14 protein-coding genes are annotated in these 16,287 nt (G+C 71.4%); 7 read left to right on the top strand and 7 right to left on the bottom strand.

The genetic code is table 11. The features are described 5' to 3' along the window. Positions 1-26 precede the first annotated feature (26 nt). From ACGFRF_RS10270 to ACGFRF_RS10260, 3 genes are all read right to left on the bottom strand, one after another. Positions 27-665 carry a TetR/AcrR family transcriptional regulator gene (locus ACGFRF_RS10270; protein ID WP_393738159.1) on the bottom strand — a complete coding sequence of 213 codons (639 nt, stop codon included), beginning with the start codon at positions 663-665 and terminating at the stop codon, positions 27-29. After that, a complete protein-coding gene (locus tag ACGFRF_RS10265) occupies positions 662-2,227 on the bottom strand; it encodes an MFS transporter (RefSeq protein WP_393738158.1) in 1,566 nt (521 codons plus the stop codon). Before ACGFRF_RS10265 ends, ACGFRF_RS10270 begins: the two co-directional genes overlap by 4 nt. Before the next feature lie 128 nt (positions 2,228-2,355). Next, positions 2,356-3,069: a hemolysin III family protein gene (locus ACGFRF_RS10260; protein WP_393738157.1), complete on the bottom strand. Its 714-nt coding sequence runs from the start codon at positions 3,067-3,069 to the stop codon at positions 2,356-2,358. A 279-nt stretch (positions 3,070-3,348) separates the two neighbouring features. On the opposite strand from ACGFRF_RS10260, the gene ACGFRF_RS10255 reads away from it, so the two are divergent. Then, complete coding sequence (locus tag ACGFRF_RS10255) at positions 3,349-5,172, top strand: phosphoenolpyruvate carboxykinase (GTP) (protein ID WP_393738156.1); 1,824 nt, start codon at positions 3,349-3,351, stop codon at positions 5,170-5,172. Between the two features lie 332 nt (positions 5,173-5,504). On the opposite strand, the gene ACGFRF_RS10250 is transcribed toward ACGFRF_RS10255, so the two are convergent. Continuing rightward, a complete protein-coding gene (locus tag ACGFRF_RS10250) occupies positions 5,505-5,924 on the bottom strand; it encodes a hypothetical protein (RefSeq protein ID WP_393738155.1) in 420 nt (139 codons plus the stop codon). A 98-nt stretch (positions 5,925-6,022) separates the two neighbouring features. Next, on the bottom strand, positions 6,023-7,234 hold the full coding sequence (locus ACGFRF_RS10245) for a pyridoxal phosphate-dependent aminotransferase (RefSeq protein ID WP_393738154.1): 1,212 nt from the start codon (positions 7,232-7,234) through the stop codon (positions 6,023-6,025). A 126-nt stretch (positions 7,235-7,360) separates the two neighbouring features. On the opposite strand from ACGFRF_RS10245, the gene ACGFRF_RS10240 reads away from it, so the two are divergent. Further along, positions 7,361-8,110 carry a hypothetical protein gene (locus tag ACGFRF_RS10240; protein ID WP_393738153.1) on the top strand — a complete coding sequence of 250 codons (750 nt, stop codon included), beginning with the start codon at positions 7,361-7,363 and terminating at the stop codon, positions 8,108-8,110. 404 nt (positions 8,111-8,514) lie between these two features. Next, on the top strand, positions 8,515-9,348 hold the full coding sequence (locus ACGFRF_RS10235; protein ID WP_393738152.1) for a serine protease: 834 nt from the start codon (positions 8,515-8,517) through the stop codon (positions 9,346-9,348). 17 nt (positions 9,349-9,365) lie between these two features. Here the strand turns inward: ACGFRF_RS10235 and ACGFRF_RS10230 are convergent, their stop codons facing one another. Beyond that, positions 9,366-10,976, bottom strand: a complete 1,611-nt coding sequence (locus ACGFRF_RS10230; RefSeq protein WP_393738151.1) for an amidohydrolase family protein — start codon at positions 10,974-10,976, stop codon at positions 9,366-9,368. A gap of 9 nt (positions 10,977-10,985) precedes the next feature. After that, positions 10,986-12,269 (bottom strand): amino acid deaminase, encoded by a 1,284-nt coding sequence (locus ACGFRF_RS10225; RefSeq protein ID WP_393738150.1) that lies wholly within the window; start codon positions 12,267-12,269, stop codon positions 10,986-10,988. Between the two features lie 135 nt (positions 12,270-12,404). On the opposite strand from ACGFRF_RS10225, the gene ACGFRF_RS10220 reads away from it, so the two are divergent. The 4 genes from ACGFRF_RS10220 to ACGFRF_RS10205 all read left to right on the top strand — a co-directional run bounded on the left by ACGFRF_RS10220 (position 12,405) and on the right by ACGFRF_RS10205 (position 16,284). Next, positions 12,405-13,526, top strand: a complete 1,122-nt coding sequence (locus tag ACGFRF_RS10220) for a sugar kinase (RefSeq protein WP_393738149.1) — start codon at positions 12,405-12,407, stop codon at positions 13,524-13,526. Then, entirely contained in the window at positions 13,523-14,287 is a 765-nt protein-coding gene (locus ACGFRF_RS10215) for an IclR family transcriptional regulator (RefSeq protein WP_393738148.1), read from the top strand. Before ACGFRF_RS10220 ends, ACGFRF_RS10215 begins: the two co-directional genes overlap by 4 nt. Beyond that, positions 14,284-14,694 (top strand): RidA family protein, encoded by a 411-nt coding sequence (locus ACGFRF_RS10210; RefSeq protein ID WP_393738147.1) that lies wholly within the window; start codon positions 14,284-14,286, stop codon positions 14,692-14,694. Before ACGFRF_RS10215 ends, ACGFRF_RS10210 begins: the two co-directional genes overlap by 4 nt. Positions 14,695-14,808: 114 nt before the next feature. Beyond that, positions 14,809-16,284: a GntP family permease gene (locus ACGFRF_RS10205; protein ID WP_393738146.1), complete on the top strand. Its 1,476-nt coding sequence runs from the start codon at positions 14,809-14,811 to the stop codon at positions 16,282-16,284. Positions 16,285-16,287: the final 3 nt, after the last annotated feature.

Here is a 16,287-nt window from a genome sequence, read left to right as displayed (position 1 = left end):
GGATGACACGGCCGGTGCCGGGGGCCTCAGGGGCTTTCGGTGGGGAGGCCGTGCTCCAGGACGTCCAGGGCCCGGTCCATGAGGTCCCGGAGGTCGCCCTCGAAGCCGTTCTCCGCCCAGTACATGGAGACCTCCATCATGCAGCCGATGATGGCCATCGCGTAGACACGCACGTCCAGGCTCTCCGGGTCACGGCCCGTGCGCTCCGCGAGGGCACCGCGCAGCAGGCGCCCGGTCTCCGACATGGTCTCGAACATCCGGGAGCGGACGGCGGGGACCTGGAACCCGAGGTGCGCCCGCAGCCGGGTCACCTCGGGTTCCTCCTCGCTCCGCTCGAGGGCCTTGCCCATCACGTACCGCAGCGAGTCCATCCACGGTTCGCCCTCGGGCCGTGCGCGCAGTTCCCCCAGTATCAGGGGGTCGTACTCGTCCGTGAGGACGATGTCCTCCTTGGTCGGGAAGTAGCGGAAGACGGTGGACGGCGACACCTCGGCCCGGTCGGCGATCTGCTCGATCGTCGTGGCGTCGTACCCCTGCTCCTTGATCAGCGCGTAGGTCGCGGTGCGGATGGCCTCGCGGGTCTTTATCTTCTTCCGCTCCCGCAGTCCGAGGCGGGAGTGGTCGGCGGGGGAGTAAGGGGATCGTGCGGCCGTCATGGCAGTCATTGTCCGGCATCGGTCGCGGGGGCCACCATCTCCGGGACGTCACGGGTCTCGTCGCGAGCGGCGGTCGTGCCCGGCAGGAACACCGCGGCCAGCAGCGCCGACACCAGGGACGCGATCGCGCACACCAGCAGTACCAGGCCCATGCCGTGCACGTAGGCGCTGTTCGCGGAGGCCGCGAGGTGGGCGGAGCCGGCCTTCTGGGCGACGAGGTGCGCGGCGACGACGGAGTCACCGGCGGTGTCGGCCAGCCGGGCGGGCAGCCCCGTGACGTCCAGCCGGTCGCGGAACGTGCTCGACAGCAGGCTGCCGAGCAGGGCGATGCCGATCGCGCCGCCGACCTGGCGCAGCGTCATGAGCAGCCCGGATCCGCTGCCCGCGCGGTCCCGCGGCAGGGTGGCCAGCGCTCCGTGCATCGCCGGGACGAGTGCGAAGCCGAAGCCGGCGCCGGCGATCGAGAGCCACAGCGCGGTGAAGCCGAAGCCGGAGCCGGCCGTCGTACGGCTGCCGAGGAGTGCGGCGAAGGCCAGCACGACCAGGCCCGCGCTGACCGTGGCACGCGCGCCGAACCGCTGGGAGGCGAGCGGCGCGCCCCGCGCGGCGACCATCAGGCCGCCGATCATCGGCAGCAGCCGGATGCCGGTGCCGAAGGCGTCGTTGCCGCGTACGGCCTGGAGGTACAGCGGCAGTACGAACAGCAGTCCGGACAGGATGAACATCACCAGGGTCGCGGCGACGGTGTTCAGCAGGAAGCCGCGGTGGGCGAGCAGGGTCATGTCGAGCATGGGGCGCTCCAGCCGGCGTTCGCGCAGCACCAGGGCGGCGATCAGGAGCGCGGCCGCCGCGAACAGGGCGAGGACCAGCGGGTCGCGCCAGCCGCGTTCGGGGCCCTCGATGATCGCGTAGACGAGGGCGCCGAGGCCGGCCGCGGTGCACGCCGTGGAGACGGTGTCGACCCTGGGGGAGGACGGGTCCCTGGTCTCGGGGAGCAGGAACACGCAGGCCGCGATGCCGATCGCCGCCATGGGCACGTTGACCAGGAAGACCGAGCCCCACCAGAAGTGGTTCAGCAGCCAGCCGCCCATGATCGGGCCGAGCGGCATGCCGAGCGCGGACGCGGTCGAGATGATGCCGAGGGCCTTGGCGCGCTCGTCCGCGTCGAACAGCGAGGGCAGCACGGACAGCGCGAGCGGGGTCACGAGCGCCGCGCCGACGCCCATGACCGCCCGGGCCGCGATGACGGCGTCCACGTCCCCGGCCAGCACGCCCACCAGCGAGCCCGCGAGGAAGATCCCGAGCCCGGTGATCAGCATCCGCCGGCGCCCGAACCGGTCGCCGAGCAGTCCCGCCGGGAGCATCAGGGCCGCGAACACGACGATGTACGCGTCCGCCATCCACTGCTGCTGACCGGTGGTGGCGCCCAGTTCCCGCGCCATCGTCGGCAGGGCCACGTTGAGGATCGTCGTGTCGAAGCCGAGTACGAGCGAACTCGCGACCAGGGCCCCGAGGGCCCACCAGCGGCGGGGGTCCGGCCGCGTCTCGCGCGACGCAGTGACAGTAACCATGAAATGAGAGTAGCTCTCAAAAGATGGTTACTGTCAATGGGTCGGTGTCGGGTGCCCGGACGCCGACGCGGACACACGAAAACGGCCACGGCTCGTGAGCCGTGGCCGGAAAAAGGGGCGGGAAGGGGTCAGGAGTGCTGGTACGCCACCAGCGAGATGCCGACGTAGTGGACGACGAACGCGGCGAGGGTGAAGGAGTGGAAGACCTCGTGGAAGCCGAACCAGCGCGGTGACGGATTCGGCCGCTTGATGCCGTAGATCACGCCGCCGGCGCTGTAGAGCAGGCCGCCGACGACCACCAGGACCAGGACGGCGATGCCGCCGGTGCGCATGAAGTCGGGCAGGAAGAAGACGGCCGCCCAGCCCATCGCGATGTAGCAGGGCGTGTAGAGCCAGCGCGGGGCGCCGACCCAGAAGACGCGGAAGGTGATGCCGGCCGCGGCGGCGGCCCAGATCCCCCACAGCAGCCACTGGCCCTTGCTGCCGGGCAGGAGCAGCAGGGTCAGCGGGGTGTAGGTGCCCGCGATGATCAGGAAGATGTTGGCGTGGTCGAGGCGGCGCAGGACGCCGTCCATGCGGGGGCTCCAGTTGCCCCGGTGGTACAGCGCGCTCACGCCGAAGAGCAGACAGGCCGTCAGGGCGTAGATCCCGCAGGCGATACGGCCTCTGGTGGAGTCGGCGAGCGCGGTGAGCACCAGGCCCGCGATGAGTACGGCCGGGAACATGCCGAGATGCAGCCAGCCCCGGAGCCTGGGCTTGACCGGATGCGGCAAGGAGAGCGCGACGGGACCGCGGCCGGCGGCCGGCGTGTCCCTGGGCGCGTCGGAGGCGGACGCAGTCATAGGCGGCATGGTACCTACGTCGCCGTAAGTCACCGGTCAATGCATGGTCATCCAACGCCGACGGGCAAAAAATCCTTCACCCGAACCCAACGTGACCGCAAAGAATCGCGGAAACCGTGGGATTCCTCACGCTGCTCACTTGTGATGCCCTCTGGACAGATGGGCACTAAACTCGGATGATCAAATGAGTGCGGTCGACACCGGATGAGCGGCTACGAAGCGTCCGGGTCGCGGCCCCCACGGGGCGACAAGACAAAAATCCCTCATTTAGGAGCAATCGTGGCGCGCGACATCGCGGCTCCCACCGGCCTCCCCACCCAGCACCAGGAACTGATCTCGTGGGTCAACGAGATCGCCGAACTGACGCAGCCGGACAGTGTGGTCTGGTGTGACGGCTCCGAGGCCGAGTACGAGCGACTGTGCGAGGAACTGGTAGCCAAGGGCACGTTCAAGAAGCTCGACCCGATCAAGCGCCCGCACTCGTACTACGCCGCCTCCGACCCGACCGACGTCGCGCGCGTCGAGGACCGGACCTTCATCTGCTCCGAGAAGGAGGAGGACGCGGGCCCCACCAACCACTGGAAGGCCCCCGCCGAGATGCGGGAGATCTTCTCCGGTGAGCAGGGCCTGTTCCGCGGCTCCATGCGCGGCCGCACCATGTACGTCGTGCCCTTCTGCATGGGCCCGCTCGGCTCCCCGCTGTCCGCGCTCGGCGTGGAGATAACCGACTCCGCGTACGTCGCCGTGTCCATGCGCACGATGACGCGCATGGGTCAGACCGTCCTGGACGAGCTGGGCGACGAGGGCTTCTTCGTCAAGGCCGTCCACACCCTCGGCGCCCCGCTGGAGGAAGGCCAGGAGGACGTCCCCTGGCCCTGCAACACGACCAAGTACATCTCGCACTTCCCCGAGTCGCGTGAGATCTGGTCCTACGGCTCGGGCTACGGCGGCAACGCCCTGCTCGGCAAGAAGTGCTACGCCCTGCGCATCGCCTCCGTCATGGCCCGGGACGCGGGCTGGCTGGCCGAGCACATGCTGATCCTCAAGCTGACCCCGCCGCAGGGCGAGTCCAAGTACGTCGCCGCCGCCTTCCCGAGCGCCTGCGGCAAGACCAACCTCGCCATGCTCGAGCCGACGATCTCCGGCTGGACCGTGGAGACCATCGGCGACGACATCGCCTGGATGCGCTTCGGCGAGGACGGCCGCCTGTACGCGATCAACCCCGAGGCCGGCTTCTTCGGCGTCGCGCCCGGCACCGGCGAGCACACCAACGCCAACGCCATGAAGACCCTGTGGGGCAACGCGGTCTTCACCAACGTCGCCCTCACCGACGACGGCGACGTGTGGTGGGAGGGCATGACCGAGGAGCCCCCGGCCCACCTGACCGACTGGAAGGGCAGCGACTGGACGCCGGCGTCCGAGACCCCGGCCGCCCACCCCAACGCCCGCTTCACCGTGCCCGCCGCCCAGTGCCCGATCATCGCGCCCGAGTGGGAGGACCCCAAGGGCGTGCCGATCTCGGCGATTCTCTTCGGCGGTCGCCGCGCCACCGCGGTGCCGCTGGTGACCGAGTCCTTCGACTGGAACCACGGCGTCTTCCTGGGCGCCAACGTGGCGTCCGAGAAGACCGCCGCCGCCGAGGGCAAGGTCGGCGAACTGCGCCGCGACCCGTTCGCGATGCTGCCGTTCTGCGGCTACAACATGGGCGACTACATGGCCCACTGGATCGACGTGGCCAAGGACAAGGACCAGTCCAAGCTACCGAAGATCTACTACGTCAACTGGTTCCGCAAGAACGACGAGGGCGCATTCGTCTGGCCCGGCTTCGGCGAGAACTCCCGTGTCCTGAAGTGGATCGTGGAGCGGCTGGAGGGCAAGGCCGAGGGCGTGGAAACCCCGATCGGCGTGCTGCCGACCAAGGACGCGCTGGACACCGACGGTCTCGAACTGTCCGAGTCCGACCTGGAGCTCCTGCTCACGGTCGACAAGGAGGTCTGGCGCGAGGAGGCGGCCCTCGTCCCCGGGCACCTCGAAACCTTCGGCGCCCACACCCCGAAGGAGCTGTGGGACCAGTACCGCGCGCTGGTGGAGCGCCTGGGCTGAGGCCCGCGGCAAAGACTCCACGGCCGGTCCGGATGCCCTGACCAGCGATCGTCACGGCCGGCCGTGGTTGCACCACCGACAGGGGCGACACCCGCATCAGTTGCCCCTGACCACCACGACACTGGATCGGGCCGGCTTCCCGGGTACGGGAGGCCGGCCCTGGCGCGGCGAGGCCGCGTTCAGCTGGTGGGGCCGGGTCGGTAGACGGCGTCGCGGACCAGGCCCGCTCGATGGCGCTGCGGCGCAACCGGCCGCGGAGTGTGGCGCCCGGTCCGCGCGTCGCTGAGGGTGCACGCGGACCGGGGCCGATCGGGTGACCCCGCAGGGCGGGGTCAGTGGGCGGTGCTGAGTTCCTGCGGCTCGGACAGCGCGGCCGCGTGGGCGTCCATCCGTTCGGCGGAGAGGATCGCCGCCGCGGTGTCGGCGCGCGAGGCGGCGACCACCAGCGCGCGGCCGGCGAGGGCGTGCGCACGCCGGTGCAGGGCGGCGGGGTCACCGGTGGCGGACGGCGTCGCGCGCAACGGTGCGCGTCCTCCCCGCAGCCGGGCCACCTGCCCGGTGAGCCGCTCGGCGGCCGCGTCCAGGTCGGCGGACGGGGTCAGGGCGCGCAGTTCGTCGGTGACCGCGAGCAGCGCGGTGAGGTGCCCGGCGAGCTGGATGTCCAGCTCTTCCTCGCGCGAGCGGTGGGGGAAGTCCGAGGGGGTGCCGGCCATCGTGCTGTGGACCGACTTGGTGCGGATCGGTTCGTACATGGGTGATGGCCTCCTGTGCGCTGCAGGAAGCCATCTTAGCTTGGATTTCGTCTAAAGTTGAGTCGGGTCACGGATTGCGGTCCGTCGGTCTCCGTCCGCTACGGCTGGCTGTATCCGTCCAGGAAGTTCCCGATGCGGGTCACCGCGTCCCTGAGGTCCCCGACCGTCGGCAGGGTCACCACGCGGAAGTGGTCCGGCTCGGGCCAGTTGAACCCCGTGCCCTGGACGACCATGATCTTCTCCTGGCGGAGCAGGTCCAGGACCATCTGCCGGTCGTCCCTGATCTTGAACACCTGCGGGTCCAGGCGCGGGAAGAGATACAGCGCGCCCTTGGGCCGTACGCAGCTCACCCCCGGGATCTGCGTCAGCAGCTCGTAGGCGGTGTCCACCTGCTCCTTCAGCCGGCCGCCCGGCAGCACCAGGTCGTTGATCGTCTGGCGTCCGCTGAGCGCGGCGACCACTCCGTGCTGGCCCGGCATGTTGGCGCACAATCGCATGTTCGCCAGGATCGTCAGGCCCTCGATGTAGGAGTCGGCGTGCGCGCGCGGGCCGGAGATCGACATCCAGCCGACGCGGTAGCCGGCCACCCGGTAGGCCTTCGACATGCCGTTGAAGGTGAGGGTGAGCAGGTCCGGGGCGATCTTCGCGGTCGGGGTGTGCGTGGCGCCGTCGTAGAGGATCTTGTCGTAGATCTCGTCGGAGCAGACGAGCAGGTTGTGCCGGCGGGCGATGTCCGTCAGCCCCTTGAGCATGGCCTCGTCGTAGACCGCGCCGGTGGGGTTGTTCGGGTTGATGATGACGATGGCCTTGGTGCGGTCGGTGACCTTGCGCTCGACGTCGGCGAGGTCGGGCATCCAGTCGGACTGCTCGTCGCAGCGGTAGTGCACCGCCGTACCGCCGGAGAGGGAGACGGCCGCCGTCCACAGGGGGTAGTCCGGCGCCGGTACGAGGACCTCGTCGCCGTCGTCCAGCAGGCCCTGCATGGCCATCACGATCAGCTCGGAGACGCCGTTGCCGATGAAGACGTGCTCGACGTCGGTCTCGATGCCGAGGGTCTGGTTGTGCATGACGACCGCGCGGCGGGCGGCCAGCAGCCCCTTGGCGTCGCCGTAGCCGTGCGCGGTGGAGACGTTGCGGAGGATGTCCTCGAGGATCTCCGGGGGGCACTCGAAGCCGAAGGCGGCCGGGTTGCCGGTGTTCAGCTTGAGGATGCGGTGGCCCGCCGCCTCAAGCCGCATGGCCTCCTCGAGAACCGGGCCCCGGATCTCGTAACAGACGTTGGCGAGCTTGGTCGACTGGATCACCTGCATGTCCGTGAGCTTACGACCCGGTAACGCCTCTCGGGTCGTGTTTTCCGACACGTGAGACACGGAGGTTTGCCCGGATATCGCCGTTGGCTGTCTCGGGAGTCACTTGCGTCCCTAGAATCCGCTGTCATGTCCACCGAACCGGAGCGCGAGGCGGGGGCGTACAGCGTGCACGGACCGGCCGGCGAGCCACAGGGTCCGCCGAACGTGTACCTCCCGCAGGCGGAGCCCGCCCCCGCCTACGACGCCTACGCCGACCCCGCCGCCGCCCACGGCTGGCAGGACGCCTACGACGCCACGCGCGAGCTGCCCGCGCAGCCCGACCCGTCCGCCGAGTCTGACCCGTCCGCCGAGTCCGGCCTGCCCGCGCGGCCTGGGCCGACCGCGCCGCGGCAGCCGGGTGAGGGGCGGGCCGTGCGCCGGCGTGAGGCCCGGCGCACGGGCGGGCGGCGCCGGGTGGCGGTCGTCGCCGGAGCGGTCGGGGTGGCCGGGACCGTCGCGGTGATCGCCGCCCTGTCGGGCGGCTCGGGTTCCCCCGACGGCTCCCCTCCCGCGGGCGGCGGGCGCGACGTCGTCCGGGAGTCCGTCACCGCGAGCACCCGCACCGACACCGCCGCCCCGACCACGGCGGCTCCGACCGTCGGCGGCGAGTCCGTCGGGGCCTCGCCGTCCGGTGCGGCGGTTCCGCCGGCCACCCGCGGGTCCCAGGGCGGTACGACCGCCCGGGCGAGCGGCACCCCGGCAACCACCGGCTCGACCCCGACCGTCACGGCGTCGGCCACCCCGGCCCCCACGGCCACGTCGGTCACCCCGACGACGTCCGCCCCCGACACCCCCGGCCGGGGCCACGGCCACGGCGCCACAAAGCAGCCCCACTGACCCCCGGGCGGCGCACCCGCCGCCCGCCGAACGCCACCGGCCGGGCGCCCGACATCCTCACACCTCGGCACCACTGCCCGCCGAACACCGCCCGGCTCGCGGTAGGCGCCGTCGCGCCCAGGCCACTGCCCCGGGGGCGCCGCACTGACCCAGGCCTGCTAGCCGTCGTCCCCTCCGGGCGTGTCGTCGTCGAGGGTCCCGTCCTGTTCGGTGCCGTCGTCACCGAGTCGGGGGTGAAGTAGCGGGAGAAATACGTTTGTTGGCGTGGTCGGCGGTACAGGGAAACCCCTATGACCTGAGCCGGCTCCTTGTTCCCGCCCCCCTCTGCGCTGAGAATGCGCATGACAAACAGGTGGGCGACCGGACGTTCTCCGGTCGCCCAAGTCGTCAGAGGGGACCCCCACATGAACAAGCCTCTCCTTGCCGCGCTCTCCTCCCTGGCCATAGCCGGGATGGGCGCGGCCCCCGCGGTCGCCGCGCCGCACACCGCCAAGGCCGCCGCGGTGACCGTCGACTTCGCGGGCACCGTCTCGCTCAGCAACTGCTCCGGCTCCGTCATCCGCTTCCCCAACTCCGCGGACACCGACCCGGCGCTCGTACTGACCAACGGCCACTGCCTGGAGACCGGCTTCCCGGAGCCCGGCGAGGTCATCACCGGCCAGTCCTCCAGCCGCAGCTTCGGCCTGCTCAACTCCGCCGGCACCAAGGTCGCCACGCTCCGCGCCAACCAGGTCGTCTACTCGACCATGACGGACACGGACGTCACGATCTACCGCACCACCACCACGTACGCGGCGATCAAGAACTCGTACGGCATCAGCCCGCTCACCGTGCAGGACACGCACCCCACCGCCGGCACCGCCATCAAGGTCGTCTCCGGCTACTGGAAGCGGACCTACAGCTGCACCATCGACGGCTTCGTGTACCGGTTGAAGGAGGGCGCCTGGACCTGGAAGGACTCGGTCCGCTACACCTCCTCCTGCAACACCATCGGCGGCACCTCGGGCTCGCCCGTGATCGACACCGCCACCGGCAAGGTCGTCGCCGTCAACAACACGGGCAACGAGGACGGCGGGCGCTGCACCGACAACAACCCGTGCGAGGTCGACGCCAACGGAACCGTGACCGTCCGCCAGGGCATCAACTACGGCCAGGAGACCTACACCATCCCGGCCTGCTTCACCACCGGCAACAAGCTCGACCTGAGCGCCGCCGGCTGCACCCTGCCCAAGCCGTAGCCGCCGGCGCCGGTCGGTCACACCGGGGTACGACGGACCGCCCGCCCCGCCAGTACGTCCGTCCGCTTGCCGTCCTCGATGACGAACCGGCCGTCGATCAGGACGTGCGGGATGCCGGTCGGCAGGCGGCGGGGCTCGGCGAAGCCGGCGCCGGCCGCGACCGTCTCCGGGTCGAAGAGCACCAGGTCGGCCCGGTATCCCTCGCGCACCAGCCCGCGGTCCGGCAGGCGCAGCCGGGCCGCGGGCCGGCCGGTGAGGTGGGCGACGCACTCCTCCAGCGTCAGCACGCCCAACTCCCGTACGTAGTGGCCGAGGTAGCGAGGGAAGGTGCCGTACGCGCGCGGGTGCGGCTTGGCGCCCTGGAGGATGCCGTCGGAACCGCCGGTGTGGGTCCGGTGCCGCATGATCGTGCGGACGTTCTCCTCGTGGCCGACGTGCTGCAGGATCGTCGTGCCGAGCCGGTCCTCGACCAGCAGGCGGCGGGCCGTGCTCCAGCAGGTCTCGCCGCGCAGGGCGGCCGAGGCGCGGACCGTACGGCCCACGTGGTCCGCCAGGGCAGGTTCGGTGACGCCGGAGATCTCGATCGTCTCCCACTCCACCGGCACGCCGTGGCAGCCGTCCGAGCCGGTCACCTCCAGGTCGTGCCGGATGCGTTCGGCCGTCGCCGGGTCGGTGAGCCGGGCCAGGATCTCCTCCGGGCCGCCCTCGCTCGCCCAACTCGGCAGCAGCGCGGCCAGGGTGGTGCACCCGGGGGTGTAGGGATAGGTGTCCAGCGTGATGTCCGCGCCCGCGTCCAGGGCCTGGTCGAGCAGGGCGAGCAACTCGGGCGCCCGGCCCTCGTTCACGCCGAAGTTCATCGTCGCGTGGGCCAGGTGCAGCGGGCAGCCCGCCTCCCGGGTCAGCGCGACCATCTCGGCGTAGGCCTCCAGGGCACCTGCGCCGTAGGAGCGGTGGTGCGGGCAGTAGTAGCCGCCGTACCGGGCCACCACCCGGCACAGCTCGGTCAGTTCGGCGTCCTCGGCGTACATGCCCGGGGTGTAGGTGAGCCCGGAGGACAGGCCGAGCGCGCCCTGCTCCATCCCCTCCGCCACCAACCATCGCATGAGGTCCAGCTCTTCGGGGGTGGCCGCGCGGTCCTCCCAGCCGACGGCGAGCGCGCGGACCGTGCCCTGCGGGACGAGGTAGGCGGCGTTCACGGCGATCCCGCGGTCGAGCCGGTCCAGGTACTCGCCGACCGTGCGCCAGTCGATGTCGATGTCGTCGCCGTACCCGTTCCAGCCGGTGATCGCCCGCCGCACCTCCTCCAGCGTGCGGTCGTCCACCGGGGCGTACGACAGCCCGTCCTGGCCGAGCACCTCCAGCGTGACCCCCTGCGCGGCCTTGGCGCTGTGGTCGGGGTCGCGCAGCAGGGCGAGGTCGGAGTGGGCGTGCATGTCGATGAAGCCGGGGGAGAGGACCAGGCCCTCCGCGTCCACCTCGCGCATCGCGCGCGGACGCTGACAGCCGGCCGCGGCGGCCTCCTTGACGATCGAGACGATCCGGCCGCCGTCGACCACGACGTCGGCGCGGTAGGAATCCGCGCCGCTGCCGTCGACGACATCGGCGTCCCGGATGACCAGGTCCTCCACGCGGGCCTCCTAGAAGAACGTACGGATGTAGTCGACGACCGTGCCGTCCGCCTCGACGAGCGGGATCAGCTGCCACTTGTCGAAGGACGTGCACGGGTGGGACAGGCCGAAGCCGATCCAGTCGCCGGTCTCGACGTCCGCGTCCGGGCCGGTGCGCAGCCACAGGTGCTGGTCGGACAGGGCGCTCACCTCGACGCCGGCGGCGGGGTGCTCGGTGCCGTTCCGGCGTACCACGTGCGCCACCGGAAGGTCGAGGTCGTAGGCGGCGTCCCGCTTGCCGGCGTTGACGAACGCCTCCGTCGGCGAGGGCCGGGATACCACCTGGGCCCACAGCCGGAACGCGGGCTCCAGCGCGCCCTCCTCGGGCACCCGGTTGAACGGCGTCAGCCGGCTGTAGTGCACGTCGTCGTGCGAGACGTAGGCGCCGGAGCGCAGCAGCTTCAGGACGGGCAGGGACAGCTCGGGGACGGCGGCGAAGACGTCGGCGACCGCGTCGAACCACTCGCTGCCGCCGGCACTCACCACGATCTTTCCGGCGCCCGCGAACCGTCCCGCCTTGTCGAACTCCACGGCGAGCGCGACCAGCCGCTCCAGCCACTCCCGCACCCGCTCCGGCGTGGCGCCGGGCACCTGGGCCTCGTACCCGGCCACGCCGGCGAGCCGCAGCGTCTCGACGCCGGCCACCGCGTCGGCGACGGCCAGGGCCTCGGCGTCCGTGCGGACCCCGGTCCGCGCCCCCTCGCCGGCGCCCAGCTCCACGACCACGTCCACCGGGCGGGCGGCGCCCCGCAGGGCCGCGTCCATCAGTTCCACCCCGCGTACGGAGTCGACGTAGCAGACGAAGCGGAAGTCCGGGTCGGCGGCCAGTTCGGCGGCGATCCAGCGCAGGGCGGCGGCGTCCACCAGCTCGTTGGCGAGGAAGATCCGCCGGATGCCGAACGCCCGGGCGACGCGCACCTGGTGGGGCACCGCCAGCGTGATGCCCCAGGCGCCGTGCCCGATCTGGCGGTGGAAGAGCTGCGGGGCCATGGAGGTCTTGCCGTGCGGCGCGAAGGCGAGGCCGTGCCGGACGGTGTACGTCTCCATCAGCGCCAGGTTGTGCTCCAGGCGCTCGGCGGACAGGGCGAGGACCGGGGTGGTGAAGCCGTCGGTCTCGCGGAAGAGGTTGCGGCGCTGGGCGGCCAGCTCGCCGACGGTGAGGCCGTCGGCGTCCGGCGGGAGGCCCTTGAAGCGGTGGTCGACCCGTTCCCCGGTGAGGCGGGCGAGCGCTTCGGTGCCGGTATGACGGCCCATGTACCCCTCCTGATCTGGCCTGTTGCATGTTGTGCAACATCCATTGCGTATATCGCTCACTGCTGTCTAACATCTCGGCCAACACCGGGTCAACGAAACCGCCGCCCCGGGACACGGACGAGGAGCCCCACCATCGTGACCGCCGACGGACACCCCCGCGCCACCCCCGACGTCGTCGATGTCGTCGCGCTCGGCGAGTCCATGGTCACGTTCCTGCCGTCCGGGCCGGGAAGCCTCGCCGACGTGCCGTCCTTCGAGCGGGGCATCGGCGGTGCCGAGTCCAACGTGGCCTGCGTACTGGCGGCTGCCGGACACTCGGCGCGATGGGTGAGCCGGGTGGGGGCCGACGGCTTCGGGCAGTACCTGGTGGAGCGGATCGCCGGGTACGGCGTCGACACCGACGCCGTGCGCACCGACCCGGCCCGGCCCACGGGCATCTACTTCCGTACGGCGGCCGACCGGGACACCGACGCCCACGAGGTGGCGTACTACCGGGCCGGGTCGGCGGCCTCCGCCATGGCCGTGGACAACGTCGACCTGGCCGCGGTGCGGGCGGGGCGGGTGCTGCACCTGTCCGGGATCACGGCCGCGCTGTCCGACGACTGCCTGGAGCTGATGCGGGCACTGACGGCACCCCGGCCCGGCCGGCCGCTGGTCTCCTTCGACGTCAACTACCGGCCCGCGCTGTGGCCGGACGCCGACGGCCCGCGCGTGCTGCTGGAGCTGGCCCGGGGCGCCGACATCGTGTTCGTCGGCGACGACGAGGCACGCCAGGCGTGGGGGCTGCGCGGCGGCCGGGCCATCCTGGAGGCGCTGCCCGAGCCCTCGATCGTGGTCGTCAAGCAGGGCGCGGGCGGAGCGACCGCGTTCGACAGGAACACCGACGGGCCGCAGGACGCCGACGGCACCGCGACCTTCGTCCGGGCGCCGAAGGTGGACGTCGTCGCCCACGTCGGCGCCGGCGACGCCTTCGCCGCCGGCTTCCTCTCCGGCACCCTGCGCGGACTGCCCCCGCGGGAGCGCATCCGGCACGGGCACCTGATGGCGGCGGCCGCGCTCACCACGCCCGGCGACCTCGCCGCCCCGCCCGCCCGCCACCTGGGCACCGTCCCCCGAGGAGCCGCCGCCCGGCGCCCCGCCTGGATGAGCCACACCGACCGCCTGGCCGCCCTCGACGACGACGCATGGGGGAGACTTCGAATCGGCCCCGGCTGGACGCAAGCCGACCAGGCCCCGGAGGAGGCGAACACCCCATGAGTCAGACCGTCGACCGCGCCCTGAGCATCCTGCCGCTGCTCGCCGAGGGCCCCGCCGACCTCGGCCAGGTCGCCGACCGCCTCGGCGTCCACAAGTCCACGGCGCTGCGACTCCTGCGCACCCTGCACGAGCACGGCCTGGTCTACCGCCAGTCCGACCAGCGCTACCGCCTCGGCGCCCGCCTGTTCGCCCTCGCCCAGGAGGCGATGGAGAACCTCGACATCCGCGAGATCGCCCACCCCCACCTGGTCCGCCTCAACGAGGCCTGCGGCCACACCGTGCACCTCGCCGTCTACGAGGAGAACGAGGTGCTCTACATCGACAAGGTCGACAGCCGCTACCCGGTGCGCATGTACTCGCGGATCGGCAAGCCCGTCGCCATCACGGTCGCCGCGGTCGCCAAGCTGCTCCTCGCCGACCTGCCCGAACCGGAGCGCCGCGCCCTCGCGGACAAGCTCGACTACCCCCTCTACACGGCCCGTTCCACCCCCAACGCCGCGGCCTTCCTGCGCGAGTTGGACCAGGTGCGCGAACAGGGCTGGGCCACCGACCTCGGTGGCCACGAGGAGTCCATCAACTGCGTGGCCGCACCGATCCGCGGCGCCGACGGGCGCGTCGTCGCGGCGATGTCGGTCTCCGCGCCCAACGTCGTCGTCACCGCCGACGAACTCCTCACCCTGCTCCCGCAGGTGCGCCGTACCGCGGACGCGATCAGCGGCGAGTACTCCGGAAGAACGCCAGTGAAGGGCACCACCGTATGACCGACAAGATCGCGCTCACCCCGAAGACCCACACCACCCCGCCGGCGAAGTTCTCCCACGGCGTGAAGAAGGGCAACATCCTCCAGGTCGCCGGCCAGGTCGGCTTCCTGCCCGCGGAGGAGGGCAAGCCCCCGACGCCGGCCGGTCCCACCCTGCGCGAGCAGACCCTGCAGACCCTCGCCAACGTCCAGGCGATCCTCGAAGAGGGCGGCGCCGGCTGGGACGACGTGATGATGATCCGCGTCTACCTGACCGACGTGGACCACTTCGCCGAGATGAACGAGATCTACAACACCTACTTCGAGGAGCAGGGCCTCACCCAGCCGCCCGCCGCCCGCACGACGGTCTACGTCGGTCTGCCGGCCGGCCTCCTCATCGAGATCGACGCCCTCGCCGTCCTCGGCTGAGCGCTGACGATCCGTCATCTCCCGCACGTCCCGCACGGCACGGCACCCTCCGGGGCGCCGTGCCGCGATCCCCCTTGCCCGAAAGCTGTATGAACTTACGCAGAGGACCCCCGTATGTCCGTTCCGCTCGCCGCAACCGCCCCCGCCGCACCACCCCACACCGGAGGCCTGCTCCTCCTCCTCGACGGCACCCCGGGCCTGCTCACCGTCGCCGCCATCGGCATAGCGCTCCTCCTCTTCCTGATCATCAAGGTCAGGCTCCAGCCCTTCGTCGCCCTCCTCGCCGTCTCCATAGCCGTCGGCCTGCTGGCCGGACTGTCGGTCACCGAACTCTTCGGCACCGTCCAGCGCTCCGACGCCGTCTCCACCATCGAGACCGGCATGGGCGGCATCCTCGGCCACGTCGCGATCATCATCGGGCTCGGCACCATGCTCGGCGCCATCCTCGAGGTCAGCGGCGGCGCCGAGGTCCTGGCCTCCCGCCTGCTGGGCCTCTTCGGCGAGCGGCGCGCCCCCCTCGCCATGGGCCTGACCGGCCTGATCTTCGGCATCCCGGTCTTCTTCGACGTCGGCATCTTCGTCCTCGCGCCGCTCGTGTACGCGGCCGCCAAGCGCGGCGGAAAGTCGATCCTGCTCTACTGCCTGCCCCTCCTCGCGGGCCTTTCCATGACCCACGCCTTCCTGCCGCCGCACCCCGGCCCGGTCGCCGCCGCCGGACTGCTGCACGTCCAGCTCGGCTGGGTCATCCTCATGGGCATCGTCTGCGGCATCCCCGCCGTCCTGGCCGCGTGGGCGTACTCCGCCTGGATCGGCAGGCGGATCTTCGTCGCCGTACCGCAGGACATGGTCGAGGCCGCGGAGGAGGCCAAGCGGGCCGTCGTCGCCGAGCAGCGGTCCCAGGGCGTGGAACCGCGGGAGAAGCCGGTGCCGCTCGGCACGGTCCTCGCCATCATCGGTACGCCCCTGGTGCTGATCCTCGCCGCGACCTTCTCCTCCATCGCCCTGGACCCCTCCACCGGCCGCTCGGTGCTCGAGTTCCTCGGCCACCCCTTCGTCGCCCTCACCGTCGCCCTGCTGCTCGCCTACTACCTGCTCGGCATCCGGCGCGGCTGGTCGCGCAAGTCCCTGGAGACGGTGTCGACCTCGTCCCTGAAGCCCGTCGGCAACATCCTGCTGGTGGTCGGCGCGGGCGGGGTCTTCGGCGCTGTGCTGAAGGCCAGCGGGGTCGCCCAGGCCCTCTCCGACACCTTCAACGGCGTCGGACTGCCGGTGATCGTGCTGGCCTACCTGATCTCGCTCGTGCTGCGGGTCGCCCAGGGCTCGGCGACGGTCGCGATCGTCACGACGGCGGGCATCGTGGCACCGCTGTTGACGGAAGGTCACCACTCCCAGGCCTTCGTCGCCCTCGTCATCATGGCCATCTCGGCCGGGTCCATCTTCGCCTCGCACGTCAACGACGGCGGCTTCTGGATGGTGGCGAAGTACTTCGGCATCAGTGAACGGGACACGCTGAAGACGTGGACGGTCCTGGAATCGGTGCTGTCCGTGGCCGGGTTCGCGGTGGCGGCGGCGCTGAGCGTGTTCGTCTAGGCG

The sequence above is a fragment of the Streptomyces sp. NPDC048521 genome, assembly GCF_043199855.1.
Lineage (GTDB): Bacteria > Actinomycetota > Actinomycetes > Streptomycetales > Streptomycetaceae > Streptomyces.
Note: the sequence above shows the minus strand (reverse complement) of the source record. Positions and strands in the feature narration are given on the sequence as shown.